A 24644-nucleotide genomic window follows, 5' to 3' on the forward strand; every position below is an offset into this window, starting at 1 on the left:
AACGGTATCAATACAAACGGAGAAGTTGTTTGATTTCTGTCGACAAACAAGATGCCATCACGTTAAAAATTGCTCATGCGATGGCTAATACAAAAACCTTAGACTTAGATGTTTTTCTATTCATCCCAGGAGAACTCGACCTCGAGTCACACCAAGTTTCCGAGTCAGACTTTTATCACAACTCGTTCTCTCAAAAGCGCACGTATTTCAGTACAGAAACCCTGCTGCCTCTTATCCACTCTCGACTCGCCAAGCGTGGACGTTTATCCAACACTCAATATCGTGTCAGTTTAAGCTTATTCGCCTACCAATATGTATTTGCGTTAGACAATGCGGTTTCTTCACTCATCAACTCCTCAAAAGAAGAAGTCACCGCAGACGAAATTGATGAAGTAATTGAGTTAGCCATCGATATTTTGCGTAAGATGCGTCGAGCTGTGCCCTATGAGGAGAGTCTCAAGCGTTATTATGCCAACATCGACAACTACCTTTCTTGGTATACAGGTCAGAAATTTCTGTCCCTTGTCGTTGCGTTACCCAATAGTAAATCATACACACCGCTCAAAGAACGACTCATCACCATTGTTGAGAAAGAACAAGCACACCGAAACCTCAACAATTATAACTCTGATCAAGTTCGTAAGGACTCGACTCGCCTTAGTAATAAGATGCGATTATTACGACGATTAATCGAGCACCCTATTGTGCTACAAGAGAAACTGACTTCAATGGGTAACAACACTAAACGCTTCATCAAGGGGTCAGCAACAGGGCTTGTGATGTTATTCGTTACCACGGCCGTCATTTTAGCAAGAGATTACCTCGGCGAAATCACGGCCTCGTTTATCTTAGTGTTGTCTGTCATCTATGCGCTTCGTGAAGTATTTAAGGACGATTTACGCGACATTTTATGGCGTTGGATCCAACGAGGTAAGCCTAAATGGCGTAGGCGCTATATCGACCCGACGACCAAAAAAGAAGTGGGGAGAAAAATTGAATGGTTGGATTTTGTTTCTTTTGACCGATTACCTGACCGCATTAAAACAATACGTAAAAAACGAGTGGTTCAGAGAGAGGAAAAAATACTTCACTATCGCACTCACACCACCATGGCTACATCGAAGTTCACCAGTGGCTATGACCAAACCCGTGAAGTGATTAACATTAACTTTCGCACTCTAACTCGCCTAATGGATAAAAGTAATAACCGTTTCTTCCGCCTACAAGAGGGACAAGTGGTAAAAGAGTCGTTAGAAAAGCGTCATCTCCTCAATTTAATTATTAAGGAGAATAATTACGATACGGAACCGCACTATTACCGTTGGAAGATTATTCTTAATCGTTCAAAAATTGTCGATATTGAAGAAATACCGCTTTAAAGCAACGGGATTTAGCTATCACCTACAATTATCAGTGAACGGTTTTCTTGACGACCTTTTTCAATGATAACACCAGTAAAAACTCCGCCATGGGCTCGTCACCGTGTAACGATGGACATATGGCGGTAATTTTTACTGGACGGTTCACTCGCTCTCCGGTGGCAAGTGTCTCATCTAGCATGCTATCAATTAGCGCCCCATCATCACAGATAAAATGAACATCAGCTTCTGGCCGTTTAAAAAACTTACCTTCTACCTCTTTAAAAGCCAGTGATACCCTTTCACCTCGCTGTTGCGCTTTATTCATCGCCATATATCCACCAGCCACATCGGCACCAACAGCCAGAACACCAAAATACATACTATTTAGATGATTTTTTGTCCGTCGCTTTAAAGGGATTTTAATCTCGACCTTACGCTGATCAAGCTGAAGAATTTTAGGGCGGCATAGCCAAATGAAAGGAACTTTGAAAAAACCAAAGGTATTGAGATATAAGTTAGCTTTACGAAGTGGTGATAACATGTCCTTGTCCTTGTCCTTTACAAGAAAGCTCATCCGACCAGTAAACTAAAAAGCAATAAGGATGTCAAAGAAATGTTACGAAACGACGCGGTATTAAAAAGGTTGGAGAATGTAAAATCGCTAAAAGGAAAACGCTGTGGAGTATTAAAATGAAAAATCTTTGGAATATAAAAAGGCTAAGGCTTAGACGCCATTAGCCTTTCATTATTTTCAGCCCCTTAACTGACCTGGAATCATTAAAGAGCTAGCCATCACTGTAGTTACGCCGTCACGTAAACATCAATCTGCCCCAACTCTTCCAGCTGGAGAGCAAGGTGGGGATAATCATCAAGTGAACCAATAACCACAATCGCTGGTTTCTTCACTTCTTTTGCCGTAACCACGGCATCTCTAACCAACTTAAGTACAGCCTCACTCTGTGGATCATACAAGTGGGCTAACTCGTCTTGATGGCGATCCACGCCAAGTGTTAACTGGGTCAAGTTGTCAATTTTTATCACTAAACCATCAAAATACTGCAGTAAACGCTCTGATAGCAGAACAGCAGATGGCGTATCACAAGCAAATAAAATCTTTAAACCATTCAACCCGCGTGGCAAACCTTGCTCTGCAAGTTGATCAATAATTTTTGCCGCATCACTTAGTGCTCTTACGCACGGTACAATAATCTCGACATTAATTCCCTGTTCTCGCAACGTCTTCACAACCTGGCACTCTAACGCAAACGTCGCACTATACGCCGCTGACGCAAAACGAGAAACGCCACGAACACCAAGCGCCGGGTTCACCTCTTCTGGCTCAACTTTTCCACCTAGCAAGGCACTCATACCATAGCTGTCCGCATCATTTAACTCTATTCGTACCACTTTGTGGCAAGGCTGAACGGCCGACACAATTTCAGCAACGAGAGTTTCAACGAAAAAGTCCGACGCTTCACGCCCCCCGAGTAACGCATTGATAGCGTCCAATTCGACGCTATCGAGTTCATCACCAAGTTGAGCATAGTCAGGATGAAAGAATATTTTCTCCATAATGAGTTCGGCAATTGATACATACAAATGCTCTGCCTCAGCTGTTTCAGAGTAGCTTGGAAAAACATGACCAAGACTCAGTGATGCTAAGGGAATGTTTTGACTTTGTTTCTCGCTTTCGTAACTCATGACTGCTCCGTGCTTTCTTAACTCTAACTAAAAGCAAAATACCGACTCAACCTTATGAATACAAGGCATGATGAGGAATTATCATGAACTATTTTGACCACAGTCCATACATTCCGACAATTGCGTTATTTTTAATCAATTATGTGACCATATTTAGCGGTAATCCCTCGTCAACTAAGGAGATTGCCATTAATAGTTTATTTGACTCGGCATTTCCGCTATCTTTACCGCTTCGAAATTAATACGTAGGCTGCCCCATGCCATTAAAAACAGACGAACTAAGAACTCAGGCACTAGGCCCAATGCCCACTCCGTTGGAATTGAGTACGACTCATCCCATTACAGATGATGTCGCGACAAGAATTGCCGATTCTCGCCGTCAAATTGAAAATATTCTATCCGGAGAAGATAGCCGTCTTCTTTGCATTGTTGGTCCATGCTCTGTCCACGATACAGATGCCGCGCTTGATTACGCGAAACGCCTAAGTGCGATTCAAGACCAATACCGCGATGAGCTTTTCATCGTCATGCGTACCTACTTTGAAAAACCTCGCACAGTCGTAGGTTGGAAAGGCTTAATCACCGACCCAAATCTAGATGGCTCTTACGCCCTTGAAACTGGCTTAAACAAAGCCCGCGGTCTATTGCTTGACATCAATAAGTTAGGTTTAGCAACGGCAACCGAATTTCTCGACATGATAACAGGGCAATACATCGCCGACCTTATCACTTGGGGTGCGATTGGCGCTCGTACAACCGAATCTCAAATCCATAGAGAAATGGCCTCGGCATTATCTTGCCCTGTTGGGTTTAAGAATGGCACCAATGGCAGCGTTAAAATCGCCATGGATGCGATCCGAGCAGCTCGCGCTTCACACTATTTTTATTCACCCGATAAAAATGGTCGCATGACAGTTTATCGTACAAGCGGTAACCCACATGGCCACATTATCTTACGTGGTGGTGATACAGGTCCAAACTTTGACGAAGGCTCTATTGCCTCTGCTTGCGAGCAGCTTGCTTCCTTCGACCTGCCGCAGCGCTTAATTGTCGACTTCAGCCACGCAAACTGTGAAAAGCAACACCGTAAACAGCTTGATGTTGCGGAAGAAATAGGTCGTCAGATCATCGCAGGTTCGCATAAAGTTGCTGGCATCATGGCGGAAAGCTTCATCGAGGAAGGCAATCAGAGCATGAGCGACATCAATAACCTCGAATATGGGAAGTCAATCACTGACCCATGTCTAAGTTGGAGCGACACTGTTGATATGCTTAACATTCTCGCCGACGCGGTAAAACAACGTAATAGTAAGGAAATCTAACATGCCATCATTTGATATTATCTCTGAAATCGAGACCGTTGAATTGCGTAATGCTGTTGATAACGCAAATAGAGAGATCACTACCCGCTTCGACTTCCGTAATGTTGAAGCATCATTCACACTAAATGGTGAAGTAGTGAAACTGTCTTGTGAAAGTGACTTTCAACTAAAGCAAATGCGTGACATTTTACGTGGTAACCTGACTAAACGAGGTGTCGACGTTGCTTCTATGGAATCTAAGACGGCTGAGCAGTCTGGTAAACTTTGGCACCAAAACGTTGAATTTAAGCAAGGTATTGAAACTACCGTCGCTAAAAAAATCGTGAAAGCGGTAAAAGACGCGAAAATCAAAGTGCAAGTTTCAATACAAGGCGAGAAAGTTCGAGTGACAGGTAAGAAACGCGATGACTTACAAGCTACGATGCAACTTGTTAAAACCAGTGAGCTAGGACAGCCTTTCCAGTTTGACAACTTCAGAGACTAATCTCCGACCAATACCATTTGTTGCTTATTTAACAGCGACAAACAAATAGATAAAAAAGGGCTTCTGCCCTTTTTATTTTATCCGTGCCAACTCAATGACGTCGTCATTTTCTTTGAGTAATCGATAAGCTGACGAGGTAGGGTCGACAAAGACCACCACTCTTTGCCCATCACTCTTGCACTGGCGTATGTGTGCCGCCACATCAGTAATATCGTGAAAAGAAAGTCGCTCTGCATCACGCCTTACTAAATCCACAAAACCGAATGGACAGGTTTTATCGTGAAATACGATTTCTGCCTCTTGCATCAAGCGTAATGCTCTTAGCGGTAGTAATTCTGGGTCAGCGCCAAACTCAATCCAAGTACATGATTCGGAAAATGTCACCGGTTTCTCTACCATACGCTGATAAACCTGTTCAATCTCTTGATTGTTTACACAACACATCACTTCAGGCTTTCGAAAAAACAGCTCCCAAAACTTACGACGCTCATCAACAGAAGGAAAGCGTTGCTTAATGTCTGTCCGCTTACTCGCGGCAAAATCCGCTAATTGGGCGGTATTCATAGGCAAAACCGTTTCTATTTTTTCGCGTATACCTCGAATGAGCACTGGTGAGGATCCGCCACTAGAAATCGCTATCTGGATGCGCCCTCGGTTAATTACTGAGGGCGTTATAAAATCACAATAAGGCGTATCATCGACAACATTCACAAGAATACGTAATTTTTTTGCATCTTTATGCACTTGATGATTTAAGCTTGGATTATCCGTTGTCGCCCAAACTTGCACGTAATCGGTTGTCATCAATTCCGGCGCATAAAAACGTTGTATCCAATGGCACTTCTCATTTTCTACTAATTGCGCTAGATAAGGCTCTATCTTAGGCGATACGACGGTAACCTGCGCACCAGCACGCAGCAACATATCAATCTTCCGACAAGCAACCTCCCCTCCACCTATAACGAGTACAGGCTTTTCAAGCAGATCCATAAACAGTGGAAAGTAACGCATAAATTTCCCTTTCAAACCGAAATAACTATTCATTCAAACTCACCAGAATGGTGCAGCTTTGTCACCGAGACATTCGTCACAAAACAATTTTTCACTAAATTTTTAAAGATAACAAGCACAATATCCAGAGGTTAAGCCAAATAACAAGCAAGTATTTTAAATTAACGTTTTTTTAACAAATCTACTTCTATCGCACTAAGTTGGTGTTTAGTTGCACTATTTACAAAACTATTACACTTCGTCATTCTAGCAATGGTTTAAGGTCGAGTGACAACTCAAAACATCTTTTAAATTAATAATTTGAGAAATCATTAAACATTATCTACGCTTTAAACGGTTGTTACAACTGGTAGAAAATTAGTTCGAATATTAAGAACTTAAGATGCACCAAAATCATGACCAGAACAAAACAATGATTAGCACATTGTATTCAGGATGGACCTGATTTACACGGAACTTACAGGAAGGATACACAATGGCAAAGAACCTCACTCTAATTGCATCTTTGGTAGCTGCTTCAGCTGCTATGGTAAGCACGTCAGCTTCCGCTGCTGACAGCACTCTAGAGAAAGTCACAAAAGCAGGTGTTTTAACTTGTGGTGTGAGTACGGGTCTTCCCGGTTTCTCTAACCCTAACTCAAAAGGTGAATGGGAAGGGATCGACGTAGAATACTGCCAAGCTGTTGCAGCTGCAGTACTTGGCGATAAATCGAAAGTAAAATATGTTCCCCTAACTGCTAAGGAGCGTTTTACTGCCCTTCAGTCTGGTGAAATTGACGTACTATCGCGTAATACCACTTGGACATTGCACCGTGATACGGCACTTGGTCTAAACTTCGTCGGCGTTAACTACTACGATGGTCAAGGTTTCATGGTCATGAAAGACCTTGGCGTGACCAGCGCTAAAGATCTCGATGGGGCTTCTGTTTGTGTACAATCAGGTACAACAACCGAACTTAACTTAGCCGATTACTTCCGAAATAGTGGTATGTCATACAAGCCGGTGGTATTTGATACCGCAGCACAAACTTCAAAAGGTTTTGACGCTGGCCGTTGTGATGTACTGACGACTGACCAATCCGGTCTCTATGCGCTTCGTCTTAACCTTAAAGACCCAAGTGCAGCAGTCGTACTTCCAGAAATTATTTCTAAAGAACCGCTAGGCCCTGTTGTTCGTCAAGGTGACGATCAATGGTTCAACATTGCTAAGTGGACACTAAACGCCATGATCAATGCTGAAGAATATGGTATTACCTCGAAAAATGCGGACGAAATGCTTAAATCGACCGATCCAAACATCAAGCGTATTCTTGGTGTTGATGGACCAAAAGGTAAAGGTCTAGGCATTAATGATGACTGGGGTTATCAAGTTATCAAACAAGTCGGTAACTACGGCGAAAGCTTCGAGCGTACTGTCGGTACAGGCTCTCCACTTGCGATTGACCGCGGTGTCAACGCACTTTGGAATGCTGGTGGTTTCATGTATGCGCCACCAATCCGCTAAATGTATCAAATAGCTGAAAGCGAACTTCGCTCAAGTTATTTGCACTACAACTAGTGCTTTGAAATACATAATGCTCCAAAACAAGGGCGGTTTATCCGCCCTTTCTCAAAGGATTTGAGGTTATAGCTGTATGAAACCTACTAATACTCAAGTCGCACCGCAGAAAAAACCTGCGAAAAGCGCAAATCTCCTGTACAACCCTACCTTCCGTTCTGTTGTTTTCCAAGCTATTGCGGTTATGGCGCTTGGTGCTTTTTTCTATACGATTGTCACCAATGCTCTCGATAACCTTGCCGCTCGAGGAATCGCAACAGGTTTTGATTTTCTTTCTGAAGAAGCTGGATTTGGTATCGGGTTAACGCTCATTGAATACGACGAAACGTTTTCTTATGGTAGAACCTTTTTTGTTGGGCTACTAAACACGGCTCTTGTCTCTGTCCTTGGTATACTCTTTGCGACAGTATTAGGCTTTGTCATTGGTATTGCTCGTCTTTCTTCTAACTGGCTCGTAAGCCGATTCGCTGCCGTTTATATTGAGATATTCCGAAATATCCCATTACTTCTGCAAATCTTCTTTTGGTATTTTGCCGTACTACAGGCGCTTCCTTCGCCAAGGCAGAGTATGAGTTTGGGTGAAGCCATTTTCCTTAATGTTCGTGGTTTGTACTTCCCTGCCCCCGTTATGGAAGCAGGAAGTAGCATCGTCATTGGAGTCTTCATCATCGGTCTAATTGCTACTATTGGCGTTAATATATGGGCTAAAAACAAACAGAGATTAACCGGGCAGCAGACCCCTATGCTACGTATTGCCTTAGGGCTACTCGTTGCATTACCACTGGTGGCGTACTTCATCATGGGAATGCCGATTTCTGCAGAGTACCCCGTACTTAAAGGGTTCAACTTCCGCGGTGGGATTAGCATTATCCCAGAGTTAGCGGCATTAACCATTGCGCTTAGTATTTACACCGCTTCCTTTATCGCAGAGATCGTTCGTTCCGGTATCAATGCCGTCAATCATGGTCAAACCGAGGCCGCAATGTCTCTTGGTTTGCCTCGCACTCGCACCCTGAAACTGGTCGTGATCCCTCAAGCGATGAGAATCATTATTCCGCCTCTCACTAGCCAATACCTTAACTTAACCAAAAACTCATCTTTAGCGATGGCTATTGGTTATCCAGATTTGGTCTCTGTTTTCGCGGGCACAACTCTGAACCAGGTTGGGCAAGCGATTGAAGTTATTGCGATGACAATGGCAGTCTATCTGACCTTAAGTCTAGTCACTTCCGCGTTAATGAATGTGTATAACCGCAAAGTTGCTTTGGTGGAGAGATAATATGTCGCAGCATCAATTTCAACCTGACCTTCCGCCACCAGCTAACACGGTAGGTGTTGTCGGTTGGCTACGGAAAAACTTGTTTGATGGGCCAGTCAATTCAATACTCACCATTATCGTGAGCTACATCTGTATTACATTACTGTGGCAAGTTGCCAACTGGGCATTTATTAATGCCGATTGGGTGGGTACAACTCGAGATGCCTGTTCACGAGAAGGCGCATGTTGGGTGTTCATCAGTGTCCGCTGGGACCAATTCATGTACGGCTTCTACCCAGAAGCTGAACTCTGGAGACCACAGCTATTTTATGCAACACTCGCGATTTTCGTCGCCTTGCTTGCCTATGAAGGAACGCCTAAGCGCTTGTGGATTTGGTTGTTTTTTGTAAACATTTATCCATTTATCGCTGGCGCACTACTTTATGGCGGCGTGTTTGGCTTGGAAGTCGTTGATACCCATAAATGGGGTGGCCTACTCGTCACACTAATCATTGCACTGGTTGGGATTATCGTCTCCCTGCCAATTGGTGTGGCATTGGCACTAGGGCGGCGTTCAGAAATGCCTATCATCCGCAGTATCTGTACTGTGTATATTGAAGTCTGGCGTGGTGTACCGCTCATCACAGTCTTATTTATGGCGTCTGTAATGCTTCCGCTGTTTTTAGCCGAAGGGACAGAAACGGATAAGCTGATTCGTGCTCTAGTGGGTGTGGTGTTATTTAGTGCCGCCTACATGGCAGAAGTAGTCCGAGGCGGGTTACAAGCAATTTCCAAAGGGCAGTACGAGGCAGCGGATGCTCTAGGTCTAAGCTATTGGAAAAAAATGGGGTTAATTGTTTTACCTCAGGCATTGAAGATCACTATCCCTTCAATTGTGAACACGTTTATCGGTCTTTTCAAAGACACCAGTTTGGTACTCATCATCGGTATGTTTGATGTATTGGGTATTGGTCAGGCAGCAAACACCGACCCAGAATGGTTAGGGTTTTCTACCGAAAGTTATGTATTTGTCGCGTTAGTGTTCTGGGTATTCTGCTTTGGCATGTCGAGATATTCGATATGGCTAGAGAATAAACTGCATACCGGTCACAAACGATAAAACGGAAATTCAAGGACGTATTATGACGCAACAAGAAGATTACATGATCCAACTGAAGGACATGAACAAATGGTATGGTGAGTTTCACGTACTAAAAAATATTAACCTAGAAGTTAAAAAAGGCGAGAAAATCGTTATTTGTGGCCCTTCTGGCTCTGGTAAGTCGACCATGATTCGCTGCATTAACCGCCTGGAAGAGCACCAAGCCGGTAACATTTTTGTATCTGGTACTGAGTTAACGGAAGATCTAAAAAACATCGAAGCAGTAAGGCGAGAAGTCGGCATGTGCTTCCAACACTTTAACCTCTTCCCGCACTTAACTGTGTTAGAAAACTGCACACTTGCGCCAATTTGGGTTAAAAAAATGCCTAAAGAAGAAGCTGAGTCAATAGCAATGAAGTATTTAGAGCGTGTAAAGATCCCTGATCAAGCAGACAAATACCCAGGTCAACTCTCCGGTGGTCAACAACAGCGCGTTGCGATTGCTCGCTCACTATGTATGAGTCCTCAGGTTATGCTGTTTGATGAACCAACTTCCGCACTCGACCCCGAAATGGTACGTGAAGTACTCGACGTAATGGTTGAGCTTGCCGACGAAGGGATGACAATGCTTTGTGTTACTCACGAAATGGGGTTTGCAAAAGAAGTCGCCGACAGAGTTATCTTCATGGACGCGGGTGAAATCATTGAAGAAAACAACCCTATTGATTTCTTCGAAAACCCACAATCGGACAGAACACAAAACTTCTTGAGTCAAATTTTGCACCATTAATGTATCAATCACCAAAAGGCGACGGAAACGTCGCCTTTTTTTGTTGATTCAATCATTTGCAACTCAGACATATTGTGTTACATCTTACTACATACTTAAGCAACTATTTTTATTATGATTTTGTAAAGTGACTTATAATAGGAAAGCTTGATTTTTTGAACAATCGGCCCCATAACTAGTCATATAAGAAAGTTAATCATCTACGAGGAAGATTATGAACGGTCCTATGGTATCTCGCACTTCGTCTGAAGCGAGCGTTCTGCAAACGAACAAAGTATTACGTAACACCTATGCCCTACTATCTATGACTTTGCTTTGGTCTGCGGTAGTCGCTGGTGTTTCTATGGCGATGGGATTACCTCGCCCTGGTATTATTATCACTCTGGTTGGCTTTTACGGCTTACTTTTCTTAACTGAGAAAAACCGTAACAACTCAATGGGGCTTGTATTTACATTCCTATTCACTGGCTTTATGGGTTACACCATTGGCCCGCTGCTAAATATGTATTTAGGCGCAGGCATGGGCGATGTGATCGTCACCGCTCTTGGTGGTACAGCCTTGTCGTTCTTAGCGGCATCTGCGTATGCGCTTACAACTAAACGCGACCTGTCAATGCTTGGCGGCTTAATGCTGTCACTGTTTGTTGTACTGATTGTAGGTATGATTGCCAGCATCTTTATTCAATCTACTATCATGCACTTAGCACTTAGTAGCTTGTTTATCGTGTTCTCTACCATGGCTATCTTGATGACAACACAGGGCATTATCCGTGGCGGTGAAACTAATTACATTTCTGCAACCGTTACGCTTTTTGTGTCTATTTACAACATCTTCATCAGTCTGCTAAGTATTCTTGGCATTATGAACGACGATTAATTTGTTGACGACCAGTTGAATGTAAAGCCCGAGTTTATCTCGGGTTTTTTATTGCTTATTACTTTTTACCTATTCAGTTTTCCTACCGCCTAACGGCAACGCCTGCTCAATTATCAGGCAACACTAATTACTGGCTTGAAATTGTGTTTTAATTTGCGCTAACATCCTAGCGAGTCCAACATACTGATTAATACTATGATCCAATACCAAGATAAAAGCATTGAAACAGATGCGGAAGGCTACCTACTTAACTTTGAAGAGTGGGAAGAAGGCATGATTGCTATTCTTGCTAAAGAAGAAAACATTGAACTCACCGACGCGCATATTGAAGTCGTGATGTTTGTTCGTCAATTTTACCAAGAGTTCAATACTTCCCCTGCGGTTCGAATGTTGGTAAAAGCAATGGAAAAAGCGCACGGTCCGGAAAAAGGTAACAGCAAGTACCTATTTAAACTCTTTAAAAAGGGACCGGCAAAACAAGCAACGAAATTGGCCGGACTACCAAAGCCAGCGAAGTGCCTATAGTTTCCAACTAACACTCTTGCTTCCAACTAACGCTCAAAGCTCGGCTATAGGATCTTAAAGCCACGATATAGCTGATATTCGCATGGCTCTCGCACCACACTTTCAACATGTGCGGTTCTTGGGCCAATCATTAACCATCGCTCCAATGCGTCAACATCGATAGGTTGACCACACACCATCACTTCCACTGTCCCATCAGATTGATTCTTTGCATAGCCCGTGGTGTTTAACTTCAGTCCTTCATGGCAAGTGTGATACCGAAAGCCCACTCCTTGCACTCGCCCCTCAACAATAAACTTCTTACAAATATCCGGCATAATAGTATTCCTAATGTGACCACTCTTAGAATATAGCTAATATATTGGCCTGATCTGAGCTTAAACTGTATTTAAGCGCAGTCATTACCGCGACATCATTGCATTTGTCAGCGACATCACACAAAATAGCCCACCCTTTCTTTTGTACTAACACGTAAGGCATCCCATGGCTCCTGCAATACATCTCGTAAAAGGTCGCGACAAATCACTAAGACGTAAACACCCTTGGATTTTTTCGCGCGGTATCTCCCGCGTCGATGGGCAACCTTCTCTTGGTGAAACGGTTGATGTCTTTGCGGACAACGGTGAATGGCTAGCTAAAGCAGCATTTTCACCAAATTCACAAATTCGCGCTCGCGTTTGGAGCTTTGAAAAACAAGCGATCGATGTAGATTTTTTCGTGTCTCGCATCCGAACTGCCCAGCTACTGAGAGAAGACATAATTGAACGAGATGGTTTAACTGGCTATCGCCTCATCGCTGCCGAATCTGATGGTTTACCCGGCATTACCATTGATAGATACAATCAATACCTCGTATGTCAATTACTCAGCGCGGGAGCGGAATATCAAAAAGACGCCCTTGTTAAAGCCTTGCATATCTGCTTTCCAGAGTGCTCAATTTACGAACGTTCAGACGTATCTGTACGTAAAAAAGAAGGCCTTAAAGAGCGTACGGGCGTCTTACTTGGAGAAGAGCCTCTAGAGCCAGTCGTGATTGAAGAAAACGGCGTGAAAATTAGCGTTGATATCATCAAAGGGCACAAAACTGGTTTTTATCTTGATCAACGCGATAGTCGCTACCAAGCGCAGAAATACACCAAAGGTAAGGAAGTCTTAAACTGCTTTAGCTACACCGGAGGCTTTGGTCTGTACGCGCTAAAAAGTGGCGCAACTCGCGTCATTAATGCGGATGTCTCACAACTTGCATTAGACACGGCAAAGCACAATGCGGAACTCAATGGATTTACCGAGAAGAAAAAGGCCGTCTTTTTAAATGCCGACGTCTTTAAGCTACTAAGAGAGTACCGTGATCAAGGCACCAAATTTGATGTTGTTATCATGGACCCACCTAAATTCGCGGAGTCTAAGGCCCAGCTCAACGGAGCGTGTCGAGGTTACAAAGATATCAACATGCTCGCCATGCAAATTCTGAAACCAGGCGGTACACTATTGACCTATTCCTGCTCTGGTTTAATGGATCAAAATCTATTCCAGAAAATCATCGCTGACGCAGCACTGGACGCAGGACGTTCAGTCAAATTCGTTGAACGATTCGAGCAAGCCGCGGATCACCCAACAGACACAGCCTACCCAGAAGGCTTCTATCTGAAAGGATTTGCCTGCAAAGTTCTGTAGTCAATAACTCGCAATTATCACACTTTCGCGTGAACACTAAACCACTCATCATCACATGAGTGGTTTTTTTATGTCCTATCCGTCTCAATTTTGAGACTTTTTTGCAGACTTATCATTGAACAACCGAATTTCTCTACTATTTTCAATAATATGTTTGTATTTTCATGTTGCATTCAAAAAAGATGCGAAGAGTCTTAATTTGGATACACTAACATTGCAGTTCCTATTTGAAATTATGTCATTGGTCACTATAGTTTATCTATAGATACCGTAACCTAATGACTTAACTTACATTATCAAACTGTGGGATTAACTAATGCATGTTCATTATAAGAACCTTATCAAAGCGACCAATTTGCGTAAGGGCTAAGGAGAGTCACATTGAACAAGTTAACCATTTCAACTATCGCTTGCTTTATCGCTGCTAGTTTACCTGCGGCTAGCCAAACACTAGAACAAGCGGTTGCTACGACATTGGCAACCAACCCTGAAATCAAGGCCGCATACAACGAGTATGTAAGTAAACGATATGACGCCGAAGCCTCGGTAGGCGCCTACAGGCCCAAGGTAGACTTGGATGGTGGTATTGGTTATGAGCGAACTGACTTTGACCGTGCAGACTCGCTTAATAATAGAAATGAGAGCCTTACCAGAAAGGAAGTCGGAATTAGCCTGACTCAATTACTTTGGGATGGTAATGAAACGTTAAACGATATGGACAGAACGGCGGCAGAAGCCGAGTCAGTGCGCTATCAACTTTTAGCTGACGCTTCTGATATCGCGTTAGAGGTCTCTAAGATTTATCTAGAGGCAACCAAAGCTTATGAAATACTCTCACTGTCTGAAGCTAACTTAGAAGTACACAAAAAAATATTTGCAGACATTAAAAAACGCGTGGATTCCGGAATCGGGTCTACTGCCGATTTATCGCAAGTTGAAGCCCGTATTGCAAAAGCTCACGGAAACTTACTTGCTGCCCAAAACAACTTATTTGACACCCACACGCAATTTAAACGTATCGTTGGACAAATACCACTTGGCCTGAAATACCCACAGGCGGACCTTAACGCTATTCCACCAACCGTAGATCAAGCCCTTGAAATTGCCATAGAGCAGCACCCCGTCATTCGAATTTCGCAAGTCGATGTCGACTCAGCTCGTTTTCAATATCAACAAACCAAAGGTGTAAACTACCCTACTTTCTACATCGATGCGGGTCACAATTGGCGTGATGACGCTGGCGGCAACATCGGCACTGATAACGAAACCAGAGCAATGGTTCGAATGCGTTACAATCTGTATAACGGTGGATCTGATTCCGACCGCACAGAAGCCGCAGCTTATCAATTAAACAAGGCCAAAGATTTCCGTGACCGCACGTTCCGTATGGTTGAAGAAGGGTTAAATCTGTCATGGACGGGACTTGAATTCACGGTGCAACAAAAAGAATTTTTAGCTGATCACGTAGATTCTGCATCCGATACCGTTGTTGCTTATCAAAAGCAATACAAAATAGGTAAACGAACGCTTCTTGACGTTCTCAATACAGAGAATGAATTGTTCGAAGCGAGAAAAGGTTATTTGGACGCAAAGTACGCTGAGCAATTGGCTAAATATCGCGTCATGAATGCCACTGGCAACTTGTTACAAGGGCTACGTATTGACACCCCAAAAGAGTGGAATGAAAAGGTGGAGTACTAAATCATGAAACTACAAAATTTACTGTTACTTTGTAGCCTAGTGGCGTTTTCAGCCACCTCAACCGCCACCACTCGTGATCAGGATGAGTACGACTACATACCTACTCCTTTAGCAGACCAGAAAGCAGATTTAATTGACGATGATAGCGACGGCGTTATCAATGCAAGAGATTTATGTGTTGTCACTCCTAATGGCTCAGTTATCGATAACGACGGCTGTGAAAAACATATCGATACCACACAATCAATGGCAATTAGAGTGTTGTTCGATAATAACTCAACGATAATCAAATCTGTTTTTCAAAATCAAATTCGACAAATGGCTGATTTTTTGAAAGCCTACCCAGATACCACGATTGAAATTCAAGGATATGCGAGTATCGTCGGCAACCCAGAAAAGAATTTGGTATTGTCACAAAACCGTGCCGACGTTGTTAGGCAAGCGATAATTAACAATGGAATCGCCCCCGACAGACTGACTATTATTGGCTTCGGAGACACAAAACCAGAAGAATTAGGAAACAATGAATTCTCCCATGCGATGAACCGCAAAGTGGTCGCCTCAGTTGTAGGATATAAGGGCGAAGTAGAAAAACAATGGACAATATTTACTAAAATAGATAAATAGCCCCTTCTTAAGCGCTATTTTTGCTAAGGGCGGTCAAATCGACTGCCCTTTTTAATGTCGCTCATTTAGTTCTTTTGAAACTCGTGCTACTCTTAACGCAGTTATTACTAAGAGTATAAAAATCATGAGCAAATTGACTTCAGATGTCGAGCAAAACCTAGAACTTTTCATTCGTGACACCAAAGCTACTGAGCTAGTTTGGGGTCTACGAAATGAAGAAGGTTGGTTGGCATGTGACTCAACGGAATTCGAAAATTCTGAAGTGATGCCATTTTGGTCTTCAGAAGAAGAAGCAAAATTACATAATGTTGAAGAGTGGGCCGATTTTGAAGTGTTACACATTCCGTTAGATATCTTTGTGGAAGATTGGTTGCTAACTCTTGCAGAAGATGGTGTCTTAATTGGTGCAAACTGGAACACACAGTTAGATGGTAAAGAATTAGAACCATCTGATCTCGCTAAGCTGTACCTGAAATAGAACCCATAACACATAAAAATAGAGGCTTTTGCCTCTATTTTTATGTCAGTACTAAATTACATACCTATTAAACAATACCGTTTATCCCGCTTGCTTTTTCGTTAACGAGTCTGACACAGCTTGTTTGTTATCCAAGTAGTGCTGTAGCCCATTTTTCCGAAGATCACACGCAGGACAATCCCCACACCCATCTCCAATCACGCCATTATAACAAGTGAGCGTTTCTTCACGTACTAACGCTAACGCTTGATGCTGGTCAGCAAGAGCCCACGTTTCGGCTTTGTCCAACCACATAAGTGGTGTTTCAATGGTAAACGCTCTATCCATCCCTTGAATTAAAGCCGTATTCATCGACTTTACAAACTCATCACGACAGTCAGGGTAGCCCGAAAAATCCGTTTCACAAACCCCTGTAATAACACTCTGTGCGCCAATTTGATATGCATATATTCCAGCAAGAGTTAGAAACAAAATGTTACGGCCTGGCACAAATGAATTTGGTAAGCCATTTTCACCAAGTTCATGTGACACAGGAATATCATCGCGGGTAAGTGAGCTTATCGCGAGTTCATTTAGCAAGCCTACATCCATCACCTTATGCGCGGCAACACCCAGCTTTTTGGCCAATGCTTGTGCGACTTCAATTTCTAACTTATGACGCTGCCCATAGTCAAACGTAATGGCATGTACTTCATCGTACTCCTGCAACGCTTTCACTAAACACGTAGTGGAGTCTTGCCCCCCACTAAATACGACGACGGCTTTTTTCATTCTAGTTATTCCTAATCCTATTACGCGATACTGAGATATTTATGTGTTTGAACTGAGAGACGCCAGTTACGCTTAATACACGTTTCAATACACAGCTCAGTCGCCCGTAATTTTTGGCTGATGGGTTGTAAGGCAATCTCAACATTAGGCTTTAATGTCACACCTACGAGTAGTTCATCAAGCTGGTCTATATTTTTCTGCGTTGCCACTGGGTGCTTGATTTCATTTGCTCTTTCTAGCGCTGATGTCAGAACTGGTAGCTTGCCTTTCATCGCCACCTTTGGTGACACTGTCACCCATGTGTTTTCGGTAACGCTAACCGGGGCTGTACCACTGGTTTCAATCTGACACTGACAGCCAATCGATTCAAATGCCTGCGTTAAAGAAAGTAGATCAAACTCACAGGGTTCACCACCGGTGATGACAATGTGTTTAGCGTTATAGCCCAATGCTTTGTACTGGGTAATCACATCACTCGCGGAAGCAGAGTACCAAGTAGGATCATCGCCTTGCTTTGCAATTACTTCCCCAAATGTGCGTTCATCCCCCTTCTCAGCAAGCCATGTCTGCTTAGTATCACACCAAGCACAACCGACACTGCACCCCTGTAGACGAACAAACACCGCAGGGACACCAGTATAAACGCCCTCGCCTTGAATGGTCTCAAACATTTCGTTGATTTTGTATTGCGTAGTATTCATTAAAAGCTGCTAATCATGACTATTGATAACCGATGTGCAGACCTTAAAGTATGCGTATTAGAAATTCAACACAAAGTCACCACCTAAATGTCTGGTAGTTCTCTAAGAGTTTTTTTATTCTAGCGGCATTGTTTTAATTTAAGGTAAGTTACTGTGTATAAACTCATCGCCATTGATATGGATGGCACACTTCTCACGTCTGAAAAAAAGATTACCGAGCGCACTAAGCGCGCTATTCAAGCGGCTAAAGAAAAAGGCGTAACCGTCGTTCTCGCCTCCGGGCGCCCAATCAATGGCATGCTCGATTCAGTCAAGGAGCTGGGGCTAAATTCACCAGACGACTATATTATTCACTTCAATGGTGCGTTTGTTCAAAAAACGCAAAGCGGTGAAGTTCTTCACCAAAAAATCATAGATGGCCGCAGCGCAAAAGAAATCGCCGCTCTCGCTAAACAACTTGGTTTATATTGCCACGCATTTAGTCAAGAGTTGGGCCTTATCACCACTGAGGCTAACCCCTACACCGATCATGAAGCCGAGATAAATAAACTCGATATTACCGTATATGATTTCGACAAACTGGAAGACGACCATAGCATCATTAAAGCCATGATTGTGGGCGAACCAAGTCAGTTAACAGCAGGCATTACGCATATTCCGAGTTCGTTTAAAGATACTTATACTATTGTACAAAGTGCCCCATTCTTCTTAGAGTTTCTTAATCCTTTAAGCAATAAAGGAGAAGGCGTCAGTGTAGTCGCTAAACAGCTCGGTATTTCCCCAGACCAAGTGATGTGTTTTGGTGACGCAGAAAACGACCACCACATGATTCAGTTTGCTGGAAAAGGGGTTGCAATGGCAAACGCTATGGATGCAACCAAAGCCTTAGCCGATTACATCACAGATAGTAACGACGAAGATGGTGTCGCTAAAGCCATTGAAACGTTTGTACTATAGTAACAGTTATTCTAGTAACAACATTAGCGCTGTAATGATTAAACCTATTAGTCAGTACAGCGCTGCCATCAGCCCTAAACCCAGACTAAAGCACCTGAGCAAACAGATTAGGCCAAACAGAATTCACTTGTAACGCTAACAGTTAATCGCAGTAATCGTGCTTAAAATAGACCGTAATCAACCGATACGATGGAGCCACCATGACGACACGCCTACTTCTTAATGGCAAAAAAGCCGCCCAAGATGATATTAGACAAGCTGTGAACCAACTTCGTACTGAAGGTTATGACATTGAAGTACGGGTTACATGGGAATCAGGCGACATGGACCGTTTAGTGACAGAAGCTTGCAAACAAGGTGTTCAACGTCTTATCGCAGGCGGTGGCGACGGCACTGTTAATGAAGTTGTCGACTCTCTGCTCAGAAACAAGGACGCTAACGTAGAATTAGCGATTTTACCCTTGGGAACCGCCAATGACTTTGCAAGCGCTTGTACTATTCCAACCAACTCGCCTTATGACGCACTAAAACTTGCTCTAACAGGACAAGCATTCCCTGTAGACGCCGCACAAGCGAACCAACGACATTTTATTAATATCGCGACCGCTGGTTTTGGTGCACAAGTGACCGCGAACACGCCTATTGCTTTGAAAAACTTCCTCGGTGGCGGTGCCTACACGCTAGCCGGACTTGTCCAAGCGATTAACTTTCAACCCTTTCAAGGTACAGTAAAATATGATGGGCATGTCATTGATAGCCATATTGTCATAGGGGCGGTTTGCAATGGTCGCATGGCCGGAGGTGGTCAAGCTCTTGCCCCTATGGCATATATTGATGATGGTTATTTAGATGTTGTGTCTTTAGAAGAATTCACGCCTTCCGATATTCCAACCGTTCTCGATGAGTTGATACAAGAAGACGACTTTACCGGTCAATTTGTAAAACGTAACCAAGTTAAAACCATTGAATGGGTTTCCGACAATATCATGCCGACGAACTTAGATGGTGAACCACTGGCTGACACCACTATCACCTTTAGCATTTTGCCACTGGCAGTAATGTTGGTATTACCAACGAGCTGCCCACTTTTATTTAAAAATCGTCTACTTTAAACAAAAAAACCAGCGAATATTATCCGCTGGTTTTCAATTCACGCTTTAGCCGTTCGTTATCATGAATAACAATTATGGCTTACTCACGTTACGTTCGTGCTAACTCAACCGTTTCTTCTTTTTGTCCTGCGGCAGGGTCATTAAATTTATTGATATCTAACGAGCCCTCAGATTTAGCTACAATACACGTTACTGCGCTATCACCCGTAATATTAACCGCGGTACGAATCATATCAAGCAGGCGGTCAACACCCATAATCAACGCAATACCTTCAAGAGGTAAGCCTACTTGGTTAAGAACCATTGCTAGCATAATCAAACCTACACCAGGAACACCAGCCGTACCAATTGACGCAATTGTCGCCGTTAGGATGACCGTTAGATAATCTCCCATTGTCAGGTCTATGTTAAACGCTTGAGCAATGAATGCCGTCGCCACACCTTGCATGATCGCGGTACCATCCATGTTGATGGTTGCCCCTAGAGGAATGGTGAACGATGAGACTCTATTGTCTACCCCTAAACGGTTTTGCGCCGTTTCCATTGTAACTGGAATCGTCGCGTTTGATGATGCTGTAGAAAATGCAAACATAATCGCATCTTCCATCTTCTTCATAAATGTCAACGGACTAAGGCCCGTGAATGACTTTAATAGTACGCTATAAGTAACTAGACCGTGCAGCAATAACGTTGCCGTCAAAACTAGGAAATATTCGGCCAAATTAAAAATGGCACTGATTCCCAAACCAGTAAACAACTTAGCCATAAGGAAGAAGACACCGAATGGTGCGATGTTCATTAGTAAAGCAACAAGCTTCATTATCACATCGTTCAGATCTCTAAACATGGCTGCAATACGCTCGCCAGGTTCACCCGCTGCACTGATAGCAATACCAAACAAAACCGCAAAGACAATAACTTGAAGCGTTTTGCCTTCTGCCATCGCGCTGATCGGGTTCGTTGGGAACATGTCAATAATCACCTGACCTAGGGACGGAGCCTCTGCAGAAGCAAAAGTACTAGCCGCGGTTAAGTCGGCCCCTTGTCCTGGCTGGAACAACGTTCCCATGGTCAGAGCTAATGTAATGGCAATTGCGGTTGTCGCAACGTAAAACAAAACCGTTTTACCGCCTAATCGACCGAGTGTCGTCACATCTTTCAGTGAACTAGTACCACAAACAAGAGAAACAAAGACCAGTGGCACAACAAGCATTTTAAGGCTGGCAATAAAAATCTGCCCGCCGACTTCAAAAAGACCATTTACAATGTATGCGTCGACAAATCCATTTTCAGCAAATAGGGCTCGAATTGCGAAACCCGTTAAAATACCAGCAACCATACCGATGATCACTCGTGTCGTGAGTGACATTGGTTTCTTTGCATTAGTCATAATTACTCCTTATTTTTATAGTGCTTAGTGATGGCGTCATCAAAAGCGCCTGCAGATTAGCAGCAAGACGCGCCAAATTAGAATGAGAAATTTGTTTCGCTAATCCGCATCGTGACCAACCTCACACTAAAATGACCGCACACCAACAAACCATTAACACAAATGGTCGCATAACAATAAAAATTCAGCGTAAAATTTTACATATGCTTATATTTGATATATTACTATCTTTTAACGATGACATTAGAAAAAATAATATCATCCTGTTTTTATAATATTACAGGAAGACAAAAACCAAAAAACCAGTGCTGAGCACTGGTTTTTTGGGTTATATATCTCTACTAAAATCTATTACATCACTTGTTCTACGTGCAAATCAAAAATGACCGCAGTATCAGCAGGAACGGTTTGATGGGTGTTCTCTTTGTAAGCTAGATGACTAGGTACATACAGTCGCCACGTCGCACCAACATTCATTTCTTTCAACGCCACCATCCATGCAAGCGGTACTTGATGTAGCTGAACAGTCATCGGTTGAGGTAAATGCGCAGATCCATCAACTAACTGCCCATTCAATAGCCAAGTTTTATGACGTACGCATAAGGTACTCTGTGGAGTCACGTCTGCAGTATGATTTCCTTCGTTTAGAATTTCATACTGAATCCCGGAACTGTGGCTCAATACCGTGTCACGTTGGCCATTCTTGGTGAAGAACTCACGTTCATAATTGGCCTTTTGCTGCTCTAACGTGGTTTCTGCCTGTTTTCTTTGCTCTTCAAGTTCGGCTTTCAATGACTCCGCGTTCTGGGGATCAAAAGGCCATTCTTTTTGCAAGAACGTATCCATAATGGCTTCTTGGATAATTTTGATGTTCATTTTAGGAAACGACTTTTTTGCTAACTCCGTGGCCACTTCTCGCCCAAGAATATAGCTGACTTTTTGTTCTAACGTTTCGATATCCATGACAACCTCAATACTTGAAAATACACTTAGTATTTTATGCGTTTATTAAAGAGTTTAAAGTATTTTACGGATACACGCTAAGGCGTTACGTATTGCGCCTAGCTCGTTACTGACAGATAGACGAATCGATAAATAGGAAAAGTGATAAGCACTAAACTCAGGTCTAAGGTCTAAGGTCTAAAGTCTAAAGTCTAAAGTCTAAAGGAGTTTTTAAATGCGTTCATTTCACTTTGTGAGGAAATACGTACGTAAGCAGTAAGCAGTAAGCAGTAAGCAGTAAGCAGTGTAGAAACCATGATTTAGGCCTCCACACTCACTTTATCTGTACTGCATGTTTTGAATTGCTTTCATTTGATAAGGTGAACTATACCAATGACCAATTCAACTGCCGATTTATGTACTTTCTAAAACTTCAGCCTTTGAGTGATCGGCATTGGAACCTGCCGATGGGTTCTCAATGGGTAACGTTTGCAACACATACTGACCCGGCGCATCGCACAGTACCGGAAACGCTTCATTGCCCACAGAATAGGGAGCAACCTTCTCATCAGCATTAAATTGACTCAACCACTTATCCCAATGAATCCACCAAGACCCTTTTTGATGCTCTGCGTTGTTCATCCAATCATCAGCTGACTCTTCCAGTGTGGAGTTAGTCCAATAACCATATTTCTCCTTTGCAGGATGGTTGACAATGCCAGCAATATGACCAGATTCTCCCAATACAAATGTCTTGTTTCCACCAACCTGCAATGCACCTCGATAGGTACCTTGCCACAAAGCAATATGATCCTCTTTAGTAGAAACAAAATAACTAGGGATACGAATTTTATTCAAATCGATCCACACGCCTCCTACTTTCACGCCCTTATTTTGGACTAACTGGTTTTCCAAATATAACTTCCGAAGTAAGAAATTGTGTGTTGTTGCCGCTACATTGGTACTATCGCTGTTCCAATACAGTAAATCAAAATCAACCGGACTGTTTCCCTTTAGATAGTTGTCTATATAGTAGTTCCAATACAAACTGTTCTCTCGCAACAAGCTAAACGTCACACTTAAAGAACGACCATCCATATAACCCTGCTCATTATTCTGCGACTCAATAGCGCTAACGATAGTGTCATTAATGTAAGCTCCAACCTCGCCAGGTTGTTCGAAATCCAAAAGCGTAGTAAAAAATGACGCCGACGCTATACGTTTTTTCATGCGTTTCGCAGCATAGTAAGCGACCGTTGAAGCAAGCACGGTTCCGCCAATGCAATAACCCGCAGCATTCACTTGTTCTTGCCCTGTGATTGCCTCAATTGCTGACACGGCTTTAACAACACCTTCAGTGACATAATCACCAAATTCTATTGTTGCTTGTTCCGCTCCAGGGTTACGCCATGACATCATGAAAACCGGATGGCCTTGCTCTAAAAGCCACTTAACCATCGAGTTCTTTTCTCGAAGATCTAGTATGTAATACTTATTGATAAAAGGCGGAACAATGAGTAGCGGTGTCGAATTGACGGATTCTGTCAACGGTCGATATTGAATCAACTCAAAGAGATCATTCTTAAATACGACATCCCCCTTTGTGTTGGCTACGTGCTTGCCAATATCAAACGACTTAGTATTGGTCATTCTGATTTTAAGCACGTCGGCACTGGCCTCCATATCTTCTTGAAGCTGCTGCATACCGGAAAGCAAATTTTCCCCTTTTTGCTCCAACGTTAATTGAAGTAACTCAGGATTAGTTGCGATAAAGTTGCTTGGCGACAAGGCGTTCAAGGTTTGTCGAGAGAAAAAAGCTAACCTTTCTTTCGCTTTTTCATCAACACCTTCAACCGCATTTATGGTGTCGAGGTAGGTTTGACTAAACAGTACGTAAGACTGTTTGATAACGCTGTAAAACGCTTCATCTTTCCATGCCGCATCTTCAAAGCGACGGTCACCTTTCTCGACAGATATCACGTCTGTTTTATCATTTTGAAGGGCAGCGCGCTGCCAAATTTCTAACTGTTGCATCCACCATTTCATCTGAACATCAAGCATCGCTGCTGGCTGCTTAGATGCTTTATCCATGAATTCTGCAGTATCCTCTATATTGAGTTCTTGCATCGCTTTTGAAAGCGGATTATTAACGGCTGCCTTGCCCTGCTCGAAATCTTTCCACCATCGCTGGTTACTTTCCTGCAATGTTACAAGGTAGTCCGAAAAGAAGTTTTGAAACATAATTCAAACCCTTTTCTAAAAAATAAAAAAGGGGCACGAGATACGATGTACCCCGAAACCC

Annotated in this window: 24 protein-coding genes; 15 read left to right on the top strand and 9 right to left on the bottom strand. The window is 43.0% G+C overall.

From position 1 onward, the window contains the following. The first annotated feature begins 29 nt into the window (after positions 1 to 29). The gene (locus L4D74_RS03455; protein ID WP_428750730.1) at positions 30 to 1379 is read left to right on the top strand and encodes a hypothetical protein; all 1350 of its coding nucleotides are present in this window, start codon (positions 30 to 32) and stop codon (positions 1377 to 1379) included. A 31-nt stretch (positions 1380 to 1410) separates the two neighbouring features. On the opposite strand, the gene L4D74_RS03460 is transcribed toward L4D74_RS03455, so the two are convergent. Further along, entirely contained in the window at positions 1411 to 1902 is a 492-nt protein-coding gene (locus L4D74_RS03460; RefSeq protein ID WP_428750731.1) for a PaaI family thioesterase, read from the bottom strand. A gap of 260 nt (positions 1903 to 2162) precedes the next feature. Further along, on the bottom strand, positions 2163 to 3062 hold the full coding sequence (locus L4D74_RS03465) for a putative PEP-binding protein (protein ID WP_428750732.1): 900 nt from the start codon (positions 3060 to 3062) through the stop codon (positions 2163 to 2165). A 257-nt stretch (positions 3063 to 3319) separates the two neighbouring features. Here L4D74_RS03465 and L4D74_RS03470 point away from each other — a divergent pair, with 257 nt between their 5' ends. Continuing rightward, entirely contained in the window at positions 3320 to 4384 is a 1065-nt protein-coding gene (locus L4D74_RS03470; protein WP_428750733.1) for a 3-deoxy-7-phosphoheptulonate synthase, read from the top strand. 1 nt (position 4385) lies between these two features. Next, positions 4386 to 4868 carry a YajQ family cyclic di-GMP-binding protein gene (locus L4D74_RS03475; protein WP_428750734.1) on the top strand — a complete coding sequence of 161 codons (483 nt, stop codon included), beginning with the start codon at positions 4386 to 4388 and terminating at the stop codon, positions 4866 to 4868. Between the two features lie 72 nt (positions 4869 to 4940). Here the strand turns inward: L4D74_RS03475 and L4D74_RS03480 are convergent, their stop codons facing one another. Beyond that, a complete protein-coding gene (locus L4D74_RS03480) occupies positions 4941 to 5879 on the bottom strand; it encodes a precorrin-2 dehydrogenase/sirohydrochlorin ferrochelatase family protein (RefSeq protein WP_428751159.1) in 939 nt (312 codons plus the stop codon). A 475-nt stretch (positions 5880 to 6354) separates the two neighbouring features. On the opposite strand from L4D74_RS03480, the gene L4D74_RS03485 reads away from it, so the two are divergent. The 6 genes from L4D74_RS03485 to L4D74_RS03510 all read left to right on the top strand — a co-directional run bounded on the left by L4D74_RS03485 (position 6355) and on the right by L4D74_RS03510 (position 11989). Continuing rightward, positions 6355 to 7383 carry an amino acid ABC transporter substrate-binding protein gene (locus tag L4D74_RS03485; protein WP_428750735.1) on the top strand — a complete coding sequence of 343 codons (1029 nt, stop codon included), beginning with the start codon at positions 6355 to 6357 and terminating at the stop codon, positions 7381 to 7383. 130 nt (positions 7384 to 7513) lie between these two features. Continuing rightward, positions 7514 to 8716, top strand: a complete 1203-nt coding sequence (locus L4D74_RS03490; RefSeq protein WP_428750736.1) for an amino acid ABC transporter permease — start codon at positions 7514 to 7516, stop codon at positions 8714 to 8716. A 1-nt stretch (position 8717) separates the two neighbouring features. Next, positions 8718 to 9815, top strand: coding sequence for an amino acid ABC transporter permease (locus L4D74_RS03495; protein ID WP_428750737.1), 1098 nt, complete (start codon positions 8718 to 8720; stop codon positions 9813 to 9815). 22 nt (positions 9816 to 9837) lie between these two features. Further along, a complete protein-coding gene (locus tag L4D74_RS03500) occupies positions 9838 to 10587 on the top strand; it encodes an amino acid ABC transporter ATP-binding protein (RefSeq protein ID WP_265672887.1) in 750 nt (249 codons plus the stop codon). Between the two features lie 214 nt (positions 10588 to 10801). Next, positions 10802 to 11464, top strand: a complete 663-nt coding sequence (locus L4D74_RS03505) for a Bax inhibitor-1/YccA family protein (RefSeq protein ID WP_428750738.1) — start codon at positions 10802 to 10804, stop codon at positions 11462 to 11464. 195 nt (positions 11465 to 11659) lie between these two features. Then, complete coding sequence (locus L4D74_RS03510; RefSeq protein WP_428750739.1) at positions 11660 to 11989, top strand: TusE/DsrC/DsvC family sulfur relay protein; 330 nt, start codon at positions 11660 to 11662, stop codon at positions 11987 to 11989. A gap of 44 nt (positions 11990 to 12033) precedes the next feature. Here the strand turns inward: L4D74_RS03510 and yccX are convergent, their stop codons facing one another. Beyond that, positions 12034 to 12306, bottom strand: coding sequence for an acylphosphatase (yccX, locus tag L4D74_RS03515; protein WP_428750740.1), 273 nt, complete (start codon positions 12304 to 12306; stop codon positions 12034 to 12036). A 166-nt stretch (positions 12307 to 12472) separates the two neighbouring features. Here yccX and L4D74_RS03520 point away from each other — a divergent pair, with 166 nt between their 5' ends. The 4 genes from L4D74_RS03520 (at position 12473) to L4D74_RS03535 (ending at position 16469) form a co-directional block, all read left to right on the top strand. Continuing rightward, entirely contained in the window at positions 12473 to 13663 is a 1191-nt protein-coding gene (locus L4D74_RS03520; protein ID WP_428750741.1) for a class I SAM-dependent methyltransferase, read from the top strand. A 381-nt stretch (positions 13664 to 14044) separates the two neighbouring features. Beyond that, positions 14045 to 15364 (top strand): TolC family outer membrane protein, encoded by a 1320-nt coding sequence (locus tag L4D74_RS03525; protein ID WP_428750742.1) that lies wholly within the window; start codon positions 14045 to 14047, stop codon positions 15362 to 15364. Positions 15365 to 15367: 3 nt separating this feature from the next. Beyond that, positions 15368 to 15991, top strand: a complete 624-nt coding sequence (locus tag L4D74_RS03530) for an OmpA family protein (RefSeq protein WP_428750743.1) — start codon at positions 15368 to 15370, stop codon at positions 15989 to 15991. Positions 15992 to 16115: 124 nt separating this feature from the next. Next, positions 16116 to 16469, top strand: a complete 354-nt coding sequence (locus L4D74_RS03535; protein ID WP_428750744.1) for a DUF2750 domain-containing protein — start codon at positions 16116 to 16118, stop codon at positions 16467 to 16469. Between the two features lie 81 nt (positions 16470 to 16550). Here L4D74_RS03535 and queC read toward each other — a convergent pair whose 3' ends face one another. Both queC and queE read right to left on the bottom strand, forming a co-directional pair. Continuing rightward, positions 16551 to 17240 carry a 7-cyano-7-deazaguanine synthase QueC gene (gene queC, locus L4D74_RS03540; RefSeq protein ID WP_428750745.1) on the bottom strand — a complete coding sequence of 230 codons (690 nt, stop codon included), beginning with the start codon at positions 17238 to 17240 and terminating at the stop codon, positions 16551 to 16553. 20 nt (positions 17241 to 17260) lie between these two features. After that, the gene (queE, locus tag L4D74_RS03545; protein WP_428750746.1) at positions 17261 to 17941 is read right to left on the bottom strand and encodes a 7-carboxy-7-deazaguanine synthase QueE; all 681 of its coding nucleotides are present in this window, start codon (positions 17939 to 17941) and stop codon (positions 17261 to 17263) included. A gap of 153 nt (positions 17942 to 18094) precedes the next feature. Here queE and L4D74_RS03550 point away from each other — a divergent pair, with 153 nt between their 5' ends. Both L4D74_RS03550 and yegS read left to right on the top strand, forming a co-directional pair. Further along, a complete protein-coding gene (locus L4D74_RS03550) occupies positions 18095 to 18898 on the top strand; it encodes a Cof-type HAD-IIB family hydrolase (RefSeq protein WP_428750747.1) in 804 nt (267 codons plus the stop codon). 200 nt (positions 18899 to 19098) lie between these two features. Continuing rightward, on the top strand, positions 19099 to 20010 hold the full coding sequence (gene yegS / locus L4D74_RS03555; protein WP_428750748.1) for a lipid kinase YegS: 912 nt from the start codon (positions 19099 to 19101) through the stop codon (positions 20008 to 20010). A gap of 88 nt (positions 20011 to 20098) precedes the next feature. Here the strand turns inward: yegS and L4D74_RS03560 are convergent, their stop codons facing one another. The 3 genes from L4D74_RS03560 to phaC all read right to left on the bottom strand — a co-directional run bounded on the left by L4D74_RS03560 (position 20099) and on the right by phaC (position 24583). Continuing rightward, complete coding sequence (locus L4D74_RS03560; RefSeq protein WP_428750749.1) at positions 20099 to 21400, bottom strand: dicarboxylate/amino acid:cation symporter; 1302 nt, start codon at positions 21398 to 21400, stop codon at positions 20099 to 20101. A gap of 351 nt (positions 21401 to 21751) precedes the next feature. Continuing rightward, positions 21752 to 22363: an FKBP-type peptidyl-prolyl cis-trans isomerase gene (locus L4D74_RS03565; protein WP_428750750.1), complete on the bottom strand. Its 612-nt coding sequence runs from the start codon at positions 22361 to 22363 to the stop codon at positions 21752 to 21754. Positions 22364 to 22756: 393 nt separating this feature from the next. Then, positions 22757 to 24583: a class I poly(R)-hydroxyalkanoic acid synthase gene (gene phaC / locus L4D74_RS03570; protein WP_428750751.1), complete on the bottom strand. Its 1827-nt coding sequence runs from the start codon at positions 24581 to 24583 to the stop codon at positions 22757 to 22759. Positions 24584 to 24644 lie beyond the last annotated feature (61 nt).

Source organism: Vibrio cionasavignyae, assembly GCF_050337155.1.
Taxonomy (GTDB): Bacteria; Pseudomonadota; Gammaproteobacteria; order Enterobacterales; family Vibrionaceae; genus Vibrio; species Vibrio nomapromontoriensis.

Coding starts and splice junctions, on each gene's coding strand:
- yegS (WP_428750748.1), top strand. CDS start 19,099: ATGACGACACGCCTACTTCTTAATGGCAAAAAAGCCGCCCAAGATGAT.
- yccX (WP_428750740.1), bottom strand. CDS start 12,306: ATGCCGGATATTTGTAAGAAGTTTATTGTTGAGGGGCGAGTGCAAGGA.
- L4D74_RS03470 (WP_428750733.1), top strand. CDS start 3,320: ATGCCATTAAAAACAGACGAACTAAGAACTCAGGCACTAGGCCCAATG.
- L4D74_RS03475 (WP_428750734.1), top strand. CDS start 4,386: ATGCCATCATTTGATATTATCTCTGAAATCGAGACCGTTGAATTGCGT.
- L4D74_RS03535 (WP_428750744.1), top strand. CDS start 16,116: ATGAGCAAATTGACTTCAGATGTCGAGCAAAACCTAGAACTTTTCATT.
- L4D74_RS03485 (WP_428750735.1), top strand. CDS start 6,355: ATGGCAAAGAACCTCACTCTAATTGCATCTTTGGTAGCTGCTTCAGCT.
- L4D74_RS03510 (WP_428750739.1), top strand. CDS start 11,660: ATGATCCAATACCAAGATAAAAGCATTGAAACAGATGCGGAAGGCTAC.
- queE (WP_428750746.1), bottom strand. CDS start 17,941: ATGAATACTACGCAATACAAAATCAACGAAATGTTTGAGACCATTCAA.
- queC (WP_428750745.1), bottom strand. CDS start 17,240: ATGAAAAAAGCCGTCGTCGTATTTAGTGGGGGGCAAGACTCCACTACG.
- L4D74_RS03490 (WP_428750736.1), top strand. CDS start 7,514: ATGAAACCTACTAATACTCAAGTCGCACCGCAGAAAAAACCTGCGAAA.
- L4D74_RS03505 (WP_428750738.1), top strand. CDS start 10,802: ATGAACGGTCCTATGGTATCTCGCACTTCGTCTGAAGCGAGCGTTCTG.
- L4D74_RS03480 (WP_428751159.1), bottom strand. CDS start 5,879: ATGCGTTACTTTCCACTGTTTATGGATCTGCTTGAAAAGCCTGTACTC.
- L4D74_RS03460 (WP_428750731.1), bottom strand. CDS start 1,902: ATGTTATCACCACTTCGTAAAGCTAACTTATATCTCAATACCTTTGGT.
- L4D74_RS03520 (WP_428750741.1), top strand. CDS start 12,473: ATGGCTCCTGCAATACATCTCGTAAAAGGTCGCGACAAATCACTAAGA.
- L4D74_RS03495 (WP_428750737.1), top strand. CDS start 8,718: ATGTCGCAGCATCAATTTCAACCTGACCTTCCGCCACCAGCTAACACG.
- L4D74_RS03560 (WP_428750749.1), bottom strand. CDS start 21,400: ATGACTAATGCAAAGAAACCAATGTCACTCACGACACGAGTGATCATC.
- L4D74_RS03500 (WP_265672887.1), top strand. CDS start 9,838: ATGACGCAACAAGAAGATTACATGATCCAACTGAAGGACATGAACAAA.
- L4D74_RS03565 (WP_428750750.1), bottom strand. CDS start 22,363: ATGGATATCGAAACGTTAGAACAAAAAGTCAGCTATATTCTTGGGCGA.
- L4D74_RS03465 (WP_428750732.1), bottom strand. CDS start 3,062: ATGAGTTACGAAAGCGAGAAACAAAGTCAAAACATTCCCTTAGCATCA.
- phaC (WP_428750751.1), bottom strand. CDS start 24,583: ATGTTTCAAAACTTCTTTTCGGACTACCTTGTAACATTGCAGGAAAGT.
- L4D74_RS03530 (WP_428750743.1), top strand. CDS start 15,368: ATGAAACTACAAAATTTACTGTTACTTTGTAGCCTAGTGGCGTTTTCA.